This window comes from Rhodopseudomonas sp. BR0G17, from assembly GCF_010907025.1.
GTDB classification, from domain to species: domain Bacteria; phylum Pseudomonadota; class Alphaproteobacteria; order Rhizobiales; family Xanthobacteraceae; genus Rhodopseudomonas; species Rhodopseudomonas palustris_H.
In genome coordinates this window covers 95,522-109,564 of the sequence record NZ_QUML01000009.1, presented here as the reverse complement: position 1 = coordinate 109,564, position 14,043 = coordinate 95,522, and the positions used below count along the sequence as shown (strand labels likewise).

Sequence of the window (14,043 nt, the reverse complement as noted above, 5' to 3'; positions counted from 1 at the left end):
ATCACCGCCGCGCGGGCTGAACCGGTCGCCAGAAGCCGTCACCGCCGGCCGAACATCGGATCGGGCATGAACAAACCCGGCGCCTATCGCAGGGCCTTCGTTGTCGTGTGCCTGCTGCTTGCAGCGGGCGGTTCTTATTGGGGCTGGCAACGCGTCCAGAGCGGCCGCTCCGCGGCGCCGGGCGGCACCCCGCAGGCGCAATCGGGTACCTCCGCGCCGAAGGCCGGCGCAGGCCGTAACGCGGCGGTTCCCGTGACGGTGGCGACCGCGCAGAAGGCCGACTTCCCGGTGTATCTGAGCGGGCTCGGCACCGTGCAGGGCTTCAATACCGTCCTGGTCCGCAGCAGGGTCGATGGCCAGCTCGACAACATCGCTTTCACCGAAGGCCAGATCGTCCAGGCCGGCGACCTGCTGGCGCAGATCGACCCGCGGCCGTTCCAGGCCACGCTGGACCAGGCCAAGGCCAAGAAGGCGCAGGACGAAGCCAATCTCGCCAACGCCAAGCTCGACCTCAGCCGCTCGGTGCGGCTCGGCGAGTTCGCCACCAAGCAGCAGACCGACACCCAGCGCTCCAACGTCCAGCAGCTCACCGCGCAGATCGAGGCCGACGAGGCCGCGATCGCCAATGCCCAGACCCAGCTCGATTACGCGACCATCAAGGCGCCGATCTCCGGCGTCACCGGCCTGCGTCAGGTTGACAAGGGCAACATCGTCAACGCCTCGAGCCAGACCGGCATCGTCACCATCGCGCAGATCGAGCCGATCGCGGTGATCTTCACGGCGCCGGAAGAGCGCGTGTTCGACATCAACCGCGCCCTCGCCGCCCGCCCGCTCCAGGTGATCGCGCTCTCCACCGACGCCAAAACCACCTTCGCCGAGGACGGCACGCTCGCAGTGGTCAACAACCAGGTCGACAGCAACAGCGGCACGGTGCGGCTCAAAGCGGTGTTCGCCAACAAGAACCACGCGCTGTGGCCCGGCCTGTCGGTGCAGACCCGGCTGCTGGTGAAGACCCTGAAGGACGTCGTGGTGGTTCCGAACGACGCGGTCCAGCACGGCACCGACGGGCTGTATGCCTACGCGGTCGACGCCGACAACAAGGCCGAGCTGCGCAAGCTGGTGGTCGGACCCGCCAACGACCAGAACACTGTGGTCGAGCGCGGCCTCGAGCCCGGCGACCGGGTGGTGGTTGGCGGCCAGTACAAGGTCAAGCCGGGAACCCCGCTGGCGTTCAAGGTCGCCGATAACGAACCGGCGGCGGCGGCGCAGCCCAAGCCGACCGGGAAATAGCCATGGACCGGAGCATCTCGGCGCCGTTCATCCGCTACCCGATCGCGACCTCGCTGCTGATGGCGGGGATCCTGTTCCTCGGCCTGATCGCCTACCCTGCGCTGCCGGTGGCGCCGCTGCCGCAGGTCGACTTCCCCACTATCCAGATTTCCGCCAGCCTGCCCGGCGCCAGCCCGGAAACCATGGCCTCGTCGGTGGCGACGCCGCTCGAGCGCCAGCTCGCGCAGATCCCCGGCGTGTCGCAGATGACCTCGACGAGCTCGCTGGGCTCGACCGCGGTCACCATCCAGTTCGACCTCAACCGCAACATCGATGCCGCCGCCAACGACGTTCAGGCGGCGATCAATGCCGCCGGCGGCCAGCTGCCGAAGAACCTGCCGAACCCACCGACCTATCGCAAGGTCAACCCGGCCGATGCGCCGATCCTGATCCTGTCGGCAACCTCCGACACCCTGCCGCTCACCACCGTCAGCGACAACGCCGACGCCAAGATCGCCCAGCAGATCAGCCAGATCACCGGCGTCGCCCAGGTGTTCATCGGCGGCCAGCAGAAGCCGGCGATCCGGATCCAGGTCGATCCGGCCAAGCTGATGACCAAGGGGCTGTCGCTCGAGGACGTGCGCGCCCAGATCGCGATCACCACCGTCGACAGCCCGAAGGGCACCCTCGACGCGCCGAACCGCAGCTACACCATCTACGCCAACGACCAGCTCACCGAGTCCAAGGACTGGAACGACGTCATCCTCGCCTATCGCAACGGCGGCCCGCTGCGGATTCGCGACGTCGGCCACGCGGTGACCGGGCCGGAGGACGCCAAGACCGCGGCCTGGGCCAACGGCAAGCGCGGCGTGTTCCTGGTGGTGTTCAAGCAGCCCGGCGCCAACGTCATCGACACCGTCGACCACATCAAGGCCGAGCTGCCGCGGCTTGTCGCCGGCATTCCGCCGGCCATCAAAGTCGAGGTGATCAGCGACCGCACCACCACCATCCGCGCCGCGGTCGAGGATGTGCAGTTCACCCTGCTGCTGACCATCGCGCTGGTGGTGATGGTGATCTTCCTGTTCCTGCGCAGCTTCTGGGCCACCATCATTCCCAGCGTCACGGTGCCGCTGGCGCTGCTCGGCGCCTGCGCGCTGATGTGGGCTGCCGGCTACACGCTGGACAACCTGTCGCTGATGGCGCTGACGATCTCGGTCGGCTTCGTGGTCGACGACGCCATCGTGATGCTGGAGAACATCGCCCGCCACATCGAAGAAGGCGAGAAGCCGTTCACCGCCGCGCTGAAGGGCGCGCGCGAAATCGGCTTCACCATCGTGTCGATCTCGATCTCGCTGGTCGCGGTGCTGATTCCGCTGTTGTTCATGGGTGGCATCATCGGCCGGCTGTTCCGCGAATTCGCCGTGACGCTGGCGATGACCATCGCGGTGTCGATGCTGGTGTCGCTGACGCTGACGCCGATGATGGCGTCGCGCTTCATGCGGCCGGCCACCGAAGTACGCCACGGCAGGATCTATCAGTGGATCGAAGGCGCGTTCGAGGCGATGCTGCGCGCCTATGAGCGCGGCCTCGATCTGGTGCTGCGCTGGCGCTTCACCACGCTGATGGTGTTCTTCGCCACGGTGGGGCTGTCGGTGTACCTGTTCGTCGCGATCCCGAAGGGCTTCTTCCCGCAGCAGGACGTCGGCATGATCACCGCGGCGTCCGAAGCCGCGCAGGACATCTCGTTCACCGGGATGAAGCAACGCCAGGAACAGCTCGGCGAAATCGTGATGGCCGATCCCGACGTCGACAGCGTCGCGATGTTCATCGGCGGCAGCGGCACCGCACTCAACACCGGCCGGATGTTCATCACGCTGAAGCCGCGCGACGAACGCTCGGCCAGCGCCCAGGAGATTATCGCGCGGCTGCGGCCGAAGCTGGAGAAGGTCGAAGGCGCGCGGCTGTTCATGCAGGCGGCCCAAGACGTCCGGCTCGGCGGCCGGCCGACCCGCACCCAGTTCGAATACACCCTGCAGGACGCCAACCTCACCGAGCTCAACGAGTGGGCGCCGAAGGTGCTGGCGAAGATGCAGTCGCTGCCGCAACTGCGCGACGTCGCCACCGACCAGCAGACCGAAGGCACGACGCTGACACTGACGATCGACCGCGACACCGCCTCGCGGTTCGGCATCAAGCCGCAACTGATCGACGACACGCTGTACGACGCGTTCGGCCAGCGCCAGGTGACGCAGTACTTCACCCAGGTGAACACCTACCGGATCATCCTGGAGGTGTTGCCGGAGCTGCAGGGCCGGCTCGACACGCTGAACCAGATCTACGTCAAGTCGCCGACCACCGGCGATCAGGTGCCGCTGTCGGCGTTCGCGAAGTGGACCACCGTGCCGGTGCGGCCGCTGTCGATCAGCCACCAGGGCCAATTCCCCGCCACCACGATCAGCTTCAATCTGGCGCAGGGCGTCGCGCTCGGTCAGGCGACCGAAGCGGTGCAGGCTGCGATGGCCGAGATGGGCGCGCCGCCGACGCTGAGCGGCAGCTTCCAGGGCACCGCGCAGGCGTTCCAGCAGTCGCTATCGACCGTGCCGCTGTTGATCGTCGCGGCGCTGGTGGTGGTCTATCTGATCCTCGGCATCCTGTACGAGAGCTACATCCACCCGCTGACGATTCTGTCGACCCTGCCGTCGGCCGGCGTCGGCGCGCTGGCGATGCTGATGCTGTTCGGCTTCGACTTCAGCCTGATCGCGCTGATCGGCATCATCTTGCTGATCGGCATCGTGAAGAAGAACGGCATCATGATGGTCGACTTCGCCATCACCGCCGAGCGCGACGAACATCTCGATCCCGAGCAGGCGATCCGCAAAGCCGCGCTGCTGCGCTTCCGCCCGATCATGATGACCACGATGGCGGCGATGCTCGGCGGCGTGCCGCTGATGCTCGGCACCGGCACTGGCTCGGAGATCCGCCAGCCGCTCGGCTACGCCATGGTCGGCGGCCTGCTGGTCAGCCAGGCACTGACGCTGTTCACCACCCCGGTGGTGTACCTCTATCTCGACCGTCTCTCCAACGCCCTCACCAACTGGGGCCGCACCCACATCCCGGTCGACGAGGACGAAGACGACCGCGTCCAGCGCGCGGCGGAGTGAGGCCGAGCGCAGGTGAGCGAGGCTATCCTCGCTCCACCGACTTCATTGCGAGCCTTACAGAAACGGATTCTCGACGCGCAGCGCGCCGAAGGTGCGGCCGTGCTGCAGGTCTTCGCTGTACAGCACATCACACCCGGCGTCCTGGGCGGCCGCGACGATCAGCGCGTCGCGGAACGGCAGGTTGGACGTCTCAGCGAGCGCGCGGGCAGCAACATTCAGGTCGAGCGTGATCGGCAGAGGCGGCCCCGCCACCGCCAGCGCGTCCTCAATGGCCTAGCGTTCGTTCGACAACGTCAACCACATTCAGCTCATCGCCCCCTTTCAGCTCGAGCTTGTCGACCAGCGCCTTGGGCAGCCTGACGGCGAGGCTATTGCCCCATTTCGGCACCCGCATCGCCCCCTCCATGACCGGTACCCCTGTATATTATTGGTAAGACATACATTATTTCAGCTGCAACGAGCTGCATGCTGTCGACCCGTGGCCCCTAAGGTGCTGGCCGGTCTGTCGCCGCAGTCTTCGCGGCCAATCTCCCCATCTGTCGCAAGCAACCCTCTTGCAGGGCGGAGCCGACGCAGCTAGAAGACCCGCACACCCGAGGCGCGTCGCGAGCCACTCCCGCCGCGCCCGGCACCGTGTCGAGTGTGCCCCGTGCATCACTCCTAAATGCCTGATCCGTCAGCGCATTCTCGGTGGGGAATGGTGTAATGGTAGCACAACAGACTCTGACTCTGTTTGTCTTGGTTCGAATCCAGGTTCCCCAGCCAGTCTAAAACCACTCCGGCCTTCATGTACCCGATCTCGCGCTGTCCAATCGCGCCCGGCTTTTTCCTTCCCAATTTGGGTGCTATGCTTCCCATATTGGGTGGAATAACGCATGAACGAGCTCAGCCCTTCCGAAGCCCTGTTCTCCGCCGTGCAGCAGCGCGTGCTCGGGCTGCTGTTCGGTCAGCCGGACCGCAGCTTCTATACGTCGGAGATCGTTCGTCGTGTCCGCTCCGGGACGGGCGCCGTCGAACGCGAACTTTCACGCCTTCGCCTTAGCGGGCTGGTCTCCGTGAAGCACATCGGCAATCAGAAGCACTATCAGGCAGATCCCAACTCCCCGATTTTTCAGGAGCTGTGCGGCCTGGTGAAGAAGACCATTGGTCTCGCCGACCCGGTACGACAAGCGCTCGAACGGTTCTCAGATACGGTGGAAGCTGCCTTCATTTTCGGCTCGGTCGCCAAAGGTACGGACACGGCGCACAGCGACATCGATCTTCTCGTGATCGGCGATAACCTCGACTACTCGGAGCTATACAGCGCCGCGCAGACCATCGAGAATAGGCTGGGGCGTAAGGTCAACCCGATCTTCCTGACGCCACAGGACTGGTGCCGCAAAGCGTCCGACGCAACATCGTTTGTCAGCAGGGTGGCTATTCAGCCGAAGATTTTCGTCCGAGGTTCAGAGAAGAACCTTCACGCATGGGCAGAGCAGAACTCGATAACCTCGTCCGCATCGGCAACCTCAAAGCCGAACCGGCTTCCCGCGCCGAATTTGACGGAATGCTGAAATCGGCTCGCGTGCGCCTGGCCGACGCACAGAATGACTCCCTCGATCCAGACAGCCAGTTCGATCTCGCCTACGGCGCAGCGCATCGCCTTGCCCTCGCCGCGCTGCGCGCTCACGGGTATCGCTCGGAGAATCGGATCACAGTATTTCAAACACTCGTCCATACGCTCGGCACCGAGCGCGCCGATATTCAGACCTTCTTGAAAGCCCACAACGAACGAAATCTCGCCGAGTATGAAGGACGCATGGAGATCGACGGTGATCTGCTGGCCGCTCTCATTTGCTGTGCCAAAACTCTGCAGGAGCAAGTCGCAAAACTGGACCTACCCAATGACTGAGCTGAAACCAAATGCGGAACTGTCGCCCAAACTCGGGGCGACGTCCGCAAATTATCGTGGCCACTTCAGCCTCACCCCTCGCCCACCGCCTTCGCCCCGACCAGCGCGTCGATCTCGTCGGCGTGGTAGCCGGCCTCCAGCAGCACCTCGCGGGAGTGTTCGCCGAGGCGCGGAGATGGGCGGTGCAGGTTGGGCGGGGCTTCGGAAAAGCGCGTCGCCGGGCGGGCCTGGCGGAGCTTGCCTTCGCTGGGGTGATCGATCGCGGCGAACAGTCCGACGGCTTTGAGGTGCTCCTGCTCGCCGAGCTCGCTGATCTTGGCAAACGCCGTGTGCGGCACGTCGAGGCGCAGCAGCAATTCCTCCCACTCCGCAGTGGTGCGGGCCGGCGCGATCTCGGCCATCGCCGCATAGATCCGGTCGATGTTCTCCGCCCGTGCCACCGGATCGCGGACCTGGAGCTCGTCGATCAGTTCGGAGCGACCGACCGCCTCGAAGAACGCGCACCAGTTGTCGCCGGAATACGGCAGCATCGTCATCCAGCCGTCCTTGGTGCGCACCGGCTTGCGCTCCTTCATCCGCTTGTAGCCGGACGGGCCGATCGGCGGATCGAACGCGTAGCCCCCTAACATCTCGATGCTGTTGAAGCCGGCGATGGTCTCCAGCATCGGCACCTCGACGAGTTGGCCCTTGCCGGTGCGCTCGCGGCTGAACAGCGCCGCCGACACCGCGCCGGCCAGCGCCTGGCCGCAGATCTTGTCGCCGACCAGGCTCGGCACAAATTGCGGCTCGTCGTCCGAGCCGATCGATGAGGCGAGGCCAGACGCCGCCTGGATGATCTCGTCGAACGCCGGCCGCGCCGCCCACGGGCCGTCCTGGCCGAAGCCGGTCGCCGCCGCATAGATCAGCCGCGGATTGAGCGCCGCACAGGCGTCATAGCCGAAGCCGAGCCGCGCCATCGCAGCGGGGCGGACGTTGGTCAGCAGCACGTCGGCGGTCGGGATCAGCCGCTGCAGCACCGCCTTGCCGTCGGGATGCTTCAGGTCCAGCGCAAGGCTGCGCTTGTTGCGGTTCACCGCCATGAACTGGCCGCTCATGCCGCGGTTTCGAAACAGCCCGGTGTAGCGCCACATGTCGCCGTCGAGGGTTTCGATCTTGATGACATCGGCGCCCCAGTCGCCGAGGATCTGCGCCGCATAAGGGCCGAATAGCACGCTGGTGAGATCGAGAATGCGGATGCCGGCGAGCGGCCCGGTCGGTGCGGTCATGGACTCAACGATGTGGTTGAAGGAAAAAACTCGACGTCGACAGTGCGACGCCATTCAGCAGGACGGGAGCGGCAAGCGCCCTCCCCTATCCTGCGTCTCGCGCAACTACTCGCTCAGCACGTCGCCGAACAGCTCCCACGAAGTGCCGTTGAAGCGCGCCATCTGCAGTTGCCGGATCGGCGTACGCTGATCGGGCGACATCTGCAGCTTGATGCCGGGCAGCAGCATCGGCATCTCGACGCCGTTCAGCGCCTCCACCTGCTTCATCAGGTTAGCCCGGGTGAGATCGTCGCCGGCACGGCGCAGCACCAGCTCCATCATTTGCGCAAAGGTGTAGCCGGAGACGTTGAAGATGTCGGCCGGATCGGCGCCGGGATTGTAAGCCTGCATCCAGGTGCGCCATTGCTGCATGCCGGGATCGTTGGCCCAGCGCGGATCGCCCGGATCCTTCAGGTAAGCGCCGGTGACGATGCCGACCGCGTTCTCCAGCCCCGCCGGCTTCAGCACCGAGCCGACCGAATTCGACACCGCCGGCAGAATGATCTGCGGCTTCCAGCCGAGTTCGGCGGCCTTCTTGATCACCTGCGCGGCGAATTTCGGCGTGCACTCGTTGAACAGCACGTCGGCGCCGGCGGCCTTGAACTTGACGATCTGGGAGTCGACGGTCGGGTCGGTGGTTTCGTACACCGCCTCAGACACGATCTGGTTGACGTGCTCGCCGAGCCCTTCCTTGAAGCCGGCGAGATAGTCGCGGCCGGCTTCCTCGGCCGGCGTGATCACCGCGATCTTGGCGTTCGGCTTGTTGGCGAGAATCCACTTCGCGTAGATCCTGCCCTCGGTCTTGTAGGTCGGCTGCGAGCCTGTGCTCCACGGGAAATGCGCGGCGTCGTTCCAGCGGCTCGCGCCGCTGAACGGCAGCAGCTGCGGGACCTTCTTGATGTTGAGATACTTCTGCACCGCGATGTTCGGGCCGGTGCCGAGGATCGAGAACATCGCCAGCACTTCGTCACTTTCCACCAGGCGGCGAACCTGCTCCACCGTCTTCGACGGCGAATAGGCATCGTCGAGGCTGAGCAGCTCGACCTTGCGGCCGTTGATGCCGCCCTTGTCGTTCAGCATTTTGAAGTACGCGGCCTCGGCCCGCCCGATCGTCGAATAGGCCGACGCCGGTCCCGAATACGGCATGGTCTGGCCGAGCTTGATCAGGCTGTCGCTGGCGCCGGGATCGTAGCTGCCGCCGGCGAACGCGGGGCCGGCGCTCAGCACTGCGAGCAGCGCAGCGGCGGCGATCGGTGTGTGCCGAAACAAATGCATGCGGGGTCTTCCTCCTTGGTCCGGCCGCATCGTCTTGTCGCGATGCTGTCCGGTCTTCGCTCCCTCGCGGCGTTGCGACCGCGTTCACGCTGCGTGTTGCAGGCGCCTGTTATGGGCGAGCGCACGGCTCACCGGTTGATGAAAAACATACATCCTTCGCCCGCGCTGAGGCGTGCGATCCCGTACGCATCTGCATGCGAATTTCGCAGGCTCGGAAAGCCTGCGGGCACTCGCCGGTCAGGGAGCGCGCGGCCGGACGTAGACGTCGTAGCGGACGGTCTTGCCGGCGATCTGATGCGAAGGCTTGCGCGCGGCCGGCGGCGCAGCGGCGCGAAGCGGCCATTTCAGCACCACGCGGCCGCAGTCGGCCGACAGCGCTGCAGCCAACAGCTCGCCGACGTCCGGATCGGCGCCGACCAGATCGCGCAGCAGCCGCATCTCCTGCTTCACCAGCGCGGTCTTGGTTCGCGGCGGATGCATCGGATCGATGGTGATGGCATCGGCCTGCAGCGTCGGCAGCAGCACCCGGGCGTCGCCGTGCAGCAGCGTCATCCGGCCGATGATCGCTGCGAGTTCGTCGCTCTCGCTGCGTGCGGCTTCGAGCGCTTCAACCAGCAGCGCGTGCACCTCCGGCACCCGCTCGATCAGCGTCACCGTCGCGCCCATCGAGGCGAGCAGGAAGGCGTCGCGGCCGAGGCCGGCGGTGGCGTCGATCACATGCAGCGGACGGGTCGGCGACACGCCGGTGGCCTTGAGCAGCGCGTGGCTGCGCCCGGCCTGGGTGCGAAACCGATAGCCGACCGCGCCGCCGACGAAGTCGACGGCAGGCGCGGTCCGGGCCGGTTCGGCCATAGTGCCTTATTGCAGGCTAAGCGCGACGAAGCGCAGCTCGCCGGAGCCATTGGCGACCAGCAGCAGCACGGACTTCTTGCCGTCCTTCTTGAGCTGGTCGATCCGCTTCTTGATGTCGGCGGCACTGCCGACCGACTCCTGGGCCACCTCGACGATGACGTCACCAGCCGACAGCCGCTTCTCGGCAGCATCAGAGCCATCGTCGACGCCGGTCACCAGCACGCCCTTGACGCTGTCCTTGATCTTGTAGCGACCGCGGAGATCCTTCGACAGCGCGGCGAGATCGAGGCCCAGCACCTTCTGGGTCACCGGCTTTTCCGGTTCGGGCTGCGACTTCGCCGAAGCCGGCTGCGGCTTGGCATCGTCGTCGAGCCGGCCGAGCGTGACCTGCTTGGTCTCTTCCTTGCCCTTGCGGATCAGGACGACATCGACGGTCTTGCCGACCGCGGTGTCGGCGACGATGCGCGACAGGTCCTTCGGCTCCTTGATGTCCTTGCCGTCGAACTTCACCACCACGTCGCCCGGCTCGATGCCGGCCGGCTTGGCCGGGCCCTTGTCGTCGACGCCGGCGACCAGCGCGCCGCGCGCCGGCTTGATGCTCAGGCTTTCGGCGATCTCGTCGGTGACCTGCTGAATGCGGACGCCGAGCCAGCCGCGGCGCAGTTCGCCGAACTGACGGAGCTGATCGACCACCGGCACCACGGTCTTCGACGGCACGGCAAAGCCGATGCCGATCGAGCCTCCCGACGGCGAGATGATCAGCGTGTTCACGCCGATCACTTCGCCGGCGAGATTGAACAGCGGACCGCCGGAGTTGCCGCGATTGATCGCGGCGTCGGTCTGGATGTAGCTGTCATAGGGGCCGGAGTTGATGTCGCGGTTGCGCGCCGAGACGATGCCGGCCGTCACGGTGCCGCCGAGCGAGAACGGGTTGCCGATCGCAATCACCCATTCGCCCAGCCGCAGCTTGTCGCTGTCGCCGAACTTCACCGCGGTCAGCGTCTTGCCCGCCGGCGGCTTGAACTTCAGCACCGCAAGGTCGGTCTTCTTGTCGACGCCGACCAGCTCCGCCTTGATCTTGGTGCCGTCGTTGAGGATCACGTTGATCTCGTCGGAATCGGCGATGACGTGATTGTTGGTCACCACCACGCCGGCCGGATCGATGATGAAGCCGGAGCCGAGCGAATTGGTCTTGCGCGGGCCGCCGCCCTTTTCGCCGCGGCGGTTCTTGAAGAAGTCCTCGAAGAACTCCTCGAACGGCGAGCCCGGCGGCAATTGCGGCGCGGCGCCGCCCTTGCTTTCGCCCGACCCCTTGGCGTCGACCGTCTGCGTGGTGGAGATGTTGACCACCGCATCGATCACCTTCTCGGCGACATCGGCGATCCCTTCGGGGCCGCGGGCGGAGGCTGGCGCCGGGCCGGCGATCACCGCCGCGCCGAGGCACAGCGCGGCGAACAGCGGCCTGATCCGCAAGGGCCTGATCCGGGAACTAAAGGCGATCGCAGCGGGCATGGTCGAATCATCTCCTGGCGTGCGCAAAAGAGAGCGCAGTCGCGTGAACACTGCGCCCGATCCTGGGACCGGCGCAAGCATCGGTGGTGAACGAAGCTACCCTATCCGCGCCACTGATTGCGGCGAAAACCAGCGCCAAACCCGATGTCGTGGTTGAAAACGTCGTGACAGCATTCCGGCACCGTCACCGGCGCGACTACGCCGGATACGCGCCTCAGTGCCGGACCAGCCAGATCAGCAGCAGGCCACCGACCGCGGAGCCGATGCCGACCGCACGCAGCACGTTGTCCGGAGTTTCCAGTGCGCTCTTCATCGCCCGCCGCATCCAATTCGGACTGGCCGCGAAGATCAGGCCTTCCAGAACGAACAGCAATCCCACGCCGATGAGGAGGTCGGCGAACGCGAAAGACCTCATGCGACAGCTTCCTCCCGGCCGGCGCGCGGCCCTTGTTGTCCCAGCGCAGCTCAGCGCGCGCCGCTGTTGATCGGCCTGTTCTAGAGCAATTCCGCGTCCGATTGAAATCCAACTGCGGCTCTACAGGGGTGTTTTGTCGCGCCTTCTGACCGGAGCCTTAACCGGCCATAGCAGGCGAAGGGTAAGGCCAAAAGCAAACGGGCCGCTGGTGGGCGGCCCGTTGCAATATCGTGGTTCCGGTTTAGCGCGGTGCGGCAGGTGCCGCCGGAGCTGCAGCCGCGGCCGGCGCAGCGCCGTTCGTGGCCGCCCGCCCGTCCGGGCTGCCGAAGAACCGGAAGAAGTCCGAGTCAGGCCGCAGCAGGAAGCGGGTGTCGTTGCTCTTCAGCGACTGCTCGTAAGCGGTCATCGACCGGTAGAACGCGAAGAACTCGGGGTCCTTCGAGTACGCCGTCGCGAACAGCCGGTTACGCTCGGCGTCGCCCGAACCTCGGATCTGCTCGGCCTCGGAATTGGCCTCGGCGATGATCACGGTCGCTTCGCGGTCGGCCTTGGAGCGGATCTCCTGCGCCTTCTGGCCGCCCTGCGCGCGGAACTCGGCGGCTTCACGCTGACGCTCGGTCTGCATCCGCTGATACACCGCCTGGCTGTTCTGGTCGGGCAGATCGGCGCGGCGGATCCGGACGTCGACCACCGAGATGCCGTAGCCTTCGGCTTCCTTGTCGAGCTGAGCACGGATGCGGCCCATCAGAGCCTCACGCTCGTCGCGCACCACCTGGATGAAGGTGACCTCGCCGAGCACGCGGCGCAGCGACGCGTTGAGCAGCGTGGTGAGCTGCACGTTGGCGGCCGGGATCGAGCCGACGCTCTGATAGAAGCGCAGCGCGTTCTTGATCCGGTAGCGCGCGAACGCATCCACCACGAGCCGCTTCTGGTCGGCCGCGATCACTTCCTGGGACGGGTTCTCGAGGTCGAGAATCCGCTTGTCGATGCTGATCACCGTATCGATGAACGGCGCCTTGAAATGCAGGCCCGGCTCGGTGACGACCCGCACCGGCTCGCCGAGGCGGACCAGCAGTACCTGCTCGGTCTGATTGACGGTGAACAGCGACGACCAGCCGACGATGACCGCGACCAGCGCCACGATCAGCGCGACGACTCCTGCGACTCCGGCCTTCATCGGTTGCCTCCGCCCATCGGCTGCTGGTTCTGCTGCACGGTTGCCGGCGGCGACGAGCGCCGGGTCAGTTCGTTCAGCGGCAGATAGGGCACGATGCCTTGCGCATTGCCGGCGCCCGGATCGTAGACCAGCTTGTCGGCGGAGCCGAGCACGCGCTCCATGGTTTCAAGATAGATACGTTCGCGGGTCACCGCAGGGGCCTTCTTGTATTCCTCGTACACGTCCAGGAAGCGCGCGCTCTGACCCTTGGCCTCGGCGACCGCCTGGCCCTTGTAGCCTTCGGCGTTCTGGATGATCTGCGAAGCGCGGCCCTTGGCGTCGGGTATGACGCGGTTGGCGTAGGTCTGCGCTTCGTTCTGCATGCGCTCCTGGTCGGCGCGCGCGGCCTGCACGTCGCGGAAGGCGTCGATCACCTGCTGCGGCGGGTCGACCTTCTGCAGCTGCACCTGCTGCACCAGCACGCCGGCGCCGTAGCTGTCGAGCGTCCGCTGCATCAGTTCCTGCACGGCGTTTTCAATGGTGGAGCGGGCGCCGGTCAGGATCGGCTGAATGTCGGAGCGGCCGATCACTTCGCGCATCGCGCTCTCGGCCACCGCCTTCACCGTGCCCTGCGGGCTCTGGATGTTGAACAGGTAGTCGCCGACGCCGTCGGGCTTGATCCGCCATAGCACGGTGAAGTCGACGTCGACGATGTTCTCGTCGCCGGTCAGCATCAGGCTCTCTTCCGGCACGTCGTGCATGGTCGCGCCGCGGCGGGCCGGATCGTTCATCAGCGTCATGCCGATGCTGATCGTGTTGACGCGCAGCGCCTTCGGCAGCAGCACGGTCTCGATCGGATACGGCAGGTGATAGTTCAGACCCGGCTGCACGGTGCGGACGTGCTTGCCGAAGCGGAGCACCACGCCGAGCTCTTCCGACTGGACGCGGAAGAAGCCGGACAGGCCCCAGATCGCCAGCGCGCCGAGCAGCACGACCGCGATACCGAGCCCGCTGAAATGGCCGCCGGGAAGGATCTGTTGCAGCCGGTCCTGACCACGACGGAGCAGGTCTTCAAGATCAGGCGGCCGCGGTCCCGATGATTGTGGCCCCGAGCCCCACGGACCCTTGGGGCCCGAACCCCACGGGCCTCCGCCTTGATTCTTCCACGGCATTCAAACATCTCCTTCGCAGCCGAACGGCCGCAGTCT

12 protein-coding genes, 1 tRNA gene and 1 pseudogene are annotated in these 14,043 nt (G+C 65.9%); 5 read left to right on the top strand and 9 right to left on the bottom strand.

Annotation, left to right across the window (positions count from 1 at the left end; genetic code table 11):
- The first annotated feature begins 66 nt into the window (after positions 1 to 66).
- Together DY467_RS09695 and DY467_RS09690 are read left to right on the top strand one after the other, a co-directional pair.
- Complete coding sequence (locus DY467_RS09695; RefSeq protein WP_164635630.1) at positions 67 to 1,290, top strand: efflux RND transporter periplasmic adaptor subunit; 1,224 nt, start codon at positions 67 to 69, stop codon at positions 1,288 to 1,290.
- Positions 1,291 to 1,292: 2 nt separating this feature from the next.
- Positions 1,293 to 4,430: a multidrug efflux RND transporter permease subunit gene (locus DY467_RS09690; protein ID WP_164635628.1), complete on the top strand. Its 3,138-nt coding sequence runs from the start codon at positions 1,293 to 1,295 to the stop codon at positions 4,428 to 4,430.
- A gap of 54 nt (positions 4,431 to 4,484) precedes the next feature.
- On the opposite strand, the gene DY467_RS09685 is transcribed toward DY467_RS09690, so the two are convergent.
- Positions 4,485 to 4,682, bottom strand: a complete 198-nt coding sequence (locus tag DY467_RS09685; protein WP_246701506.1) for a PIN domain-containing protein — start codon at positions 4,680 to 4,682, stop codon at positions 4,485 to 4,487.
- A gap of 40 nt (positions 4,683 to 4,722) precedes the next feature.
- A pseudogene (locus tag DY467_RS09680) lies at positions 4,723 to 4,824 on the bottom strand (AbrB/MazE/SpoVT family DNA-binding domain-containing protein); the annotation flags it as partial.
- A gap of 297 nt (positions 4,825 to 5,121) precedes the next feature.
- Between DY467_RS09680 and DY467_RS09675 the strand changes: the two are divergent.
- The 3 genes from DY467_RS09675 (at position 5,122) to DY467_RS09665 (ending at position 6,321) form a co-directional block, all read left to right on the top strand.
- A tRNA-Gln gene (locus DY467_RS09675) sits at positions 5,122 to 5,195 on the top strand.
- 110 nt (positions 5,196 to 5,305) lie between these two features.
- A complete protein-coding gene (locus DY467_RS09670) occupies positions 5,306 to 5,983 on the top strand; it encodes a nucleotidyltransferase domain-containing protein (protein WP_164635624.1) in 678 nt (225 codons plus the stop codon).
- Entirely contained in the window at positions 5,977 to 6,321 is a 345-nt protein-coding gene (locus tag DY467_RS09665) for a hypothetical protein (protein ID WP_246701505.1), read from the top strand. The genes DY467_RS09670 and DY467_RS09665 overlap by 7 nt, the downstream gene beginning before the upstream one ends.
- Before the next feature lie 71 nt (positions 6,322 to 6,392).
- Here the strand turns inward: DY467_RS09665 and DY467_RS09660 are convergent, their stop codons facing one another.
- The 7 genes from DY467_RS09660 to hflK all read right to left on the bottom strand — a co-directional run bounded on the left by DY467_RS09660 (position 6,393) and on the right by hflK (position 14,007).
- Complete coding sequence (locus DY467_RS09660) at positions 6,393 to 7,586, bottom strand: CaiB/BaiF CoA transferase family protein (protein WP_164635620.1); 1,194 nt, start codon at positions 7,584 to 7,586, stop codon at positions 6,393 to 6,395.
- Positions 7,587 to 7,691: 105 nt separating this feature from the next.
- Positions 7,692 to 8,900, bottom strand: coding sequence for an ABC transporter substrate-binding protein (locus DY467_RS09655; protein WP_164635618.1), 1,209 nt, complete (start codon positions 8,898 to 8,900; stop codon positions 7,692 to 7,694).
- Between the two features lie 237 nt (positions 8,901 to 9,137).
- On the bottom strand, positions 9,138 to 9,752 hold the full coding sequence (locus tag DY467_RS09650; protein WP_164635616.1) for a class I SAM-dependent methyltransferase: 615 nt from the start codon (positions 9,750 to 9,752) through the stop codon (positions 9,138 to 9,140).
- A 6-nt stretch (positions 9,753 to 9,758) separates the two neighbouring features.
- Positions 9,759 to 11,264, bottom strand: coding sequence for a Do family serine endopeptidase (locus DY467_RS09645; protein WP_164635614.1), 1,506 nt, complete (start codon positions 11,262 to 11,264; stop codon positions 9,759 to 9,761).
- A 214-nt stretch (positions 11,265 to 11,478) separates the two neighbouring features.
- Positions 11,479 to 11,679, bottom strand: a complete 201-nt coding sequence (locus tag DY467_RS09640; protein WP_107345271.1) for a DUF2065 domain-containing protein — start codon at positions 11,677 to 11,679, stop codon at positions 11,479 to 11,481.
- 241 nt (positions 11,680 to 11,920) lie between these two features.
- Positions 11,921 to 12,856, bottom strand: a complete 936-nt coding sequence (gene hflC, locus DY467_RS09635; protein WP_107345272.1) for a protease modulator HflC — start codon at positions 12,854 to 12,856, stop codon at positions 11,921 to 11,923.
- A complete protein-coding gene (gene hflK / locus DY467_RS09630; RefSeq protein ID WP_164635612.1) occupies positions 12,853 to 14,007 on the bottom strand; it encodes an FtsH protease activity modulator HflK in 1,155 nt (384 codons plus the stop codon). Before hflK ends, hflC begins: the two co-directional genes overlap by 4 nt.
- Positions 14,008 to 14,043: the final 36 nt, after the last annotated feature.

Bases quoted from the DNA above. Each gene is read 5' to 3' on its own strand.
- DY467_RS09655 (WP_164635618.1), bottom strand. From the start codon at position 8,900: ATGCATTTGTTTCGGCACACACCGATCGCCGCCGCTGCGCTGCTCGCA.
- DY467_RS09665 (WP_246701505.1), top strand. From the start codon at position 5,977: ATGCTGAAATCGGCTCGCGTGCGCCTGGCCGACGCACAGAATGACTCC.
- hflC (WP_107345272.1), bottom strand. From the start codon at position 12,856: ATGAAGGCCGGAGTCGCAGGAGTCGTCGCGCTGATCGTGGCGCTGGTC.
- DY467_RS09650 (WP_164635616.1), bottom strand. From the start codon at position 9,752: ATGGCCGAACCGGCCCGGACCGCGCCTGCCGTCGACTTCGTCGGCGGC.
- hflK (WP_164635612.1), bottom strand. From the start codon at position 14,007: ATGCCGTGGAAGAATCAAGGCGGAGGCCCGTGGGGTTCGGGCCCCAAG.
- DY467_RS09640 (WP_107345271.1), bottom strand. From the start codon at position 11,679: ATGAGGTCTTTCGCGTTCGCCGACCTCCTCATCGGCGTGGGATTGCTG.
- DY467_RS09690 (WP_164635628.1), top strand. From the start codon at position 1,293: ATGGACCGGAGCATCTCGGCGCCGTTCATCCGCTACCCGATCGCGACC.
- DY467_RS09660 (WP_164635620.1), bottom strand. From the start codon at position 7,586: ATGACCGCACCGACCGGGCCGCTCGCCGGCATCCGCATTCTCGATCTC.
- DY467_RS09645 (WP_164635614.1), bottom strand. From the start codon at position 11,264: ATGCCCGCTGCGATCGCCTTTAGTTCCCGGATCAGGCCCTTGCGGATC.
- DY467_RS09695 (WP_164635630.1), top strand. From the start codon at position 67: ATGAACAAACCCGGCGCCTATCGCAGGGCCTTCGTTGTCGTGTGCCTG.
- DY467_RS09670 (WP_164635624.1), top strand. From the start codon at position 5,306: ATGAACGAGCTCAGCCCTTCCGAAGCCCTGTTCTCCGCCGTGCAGCAG.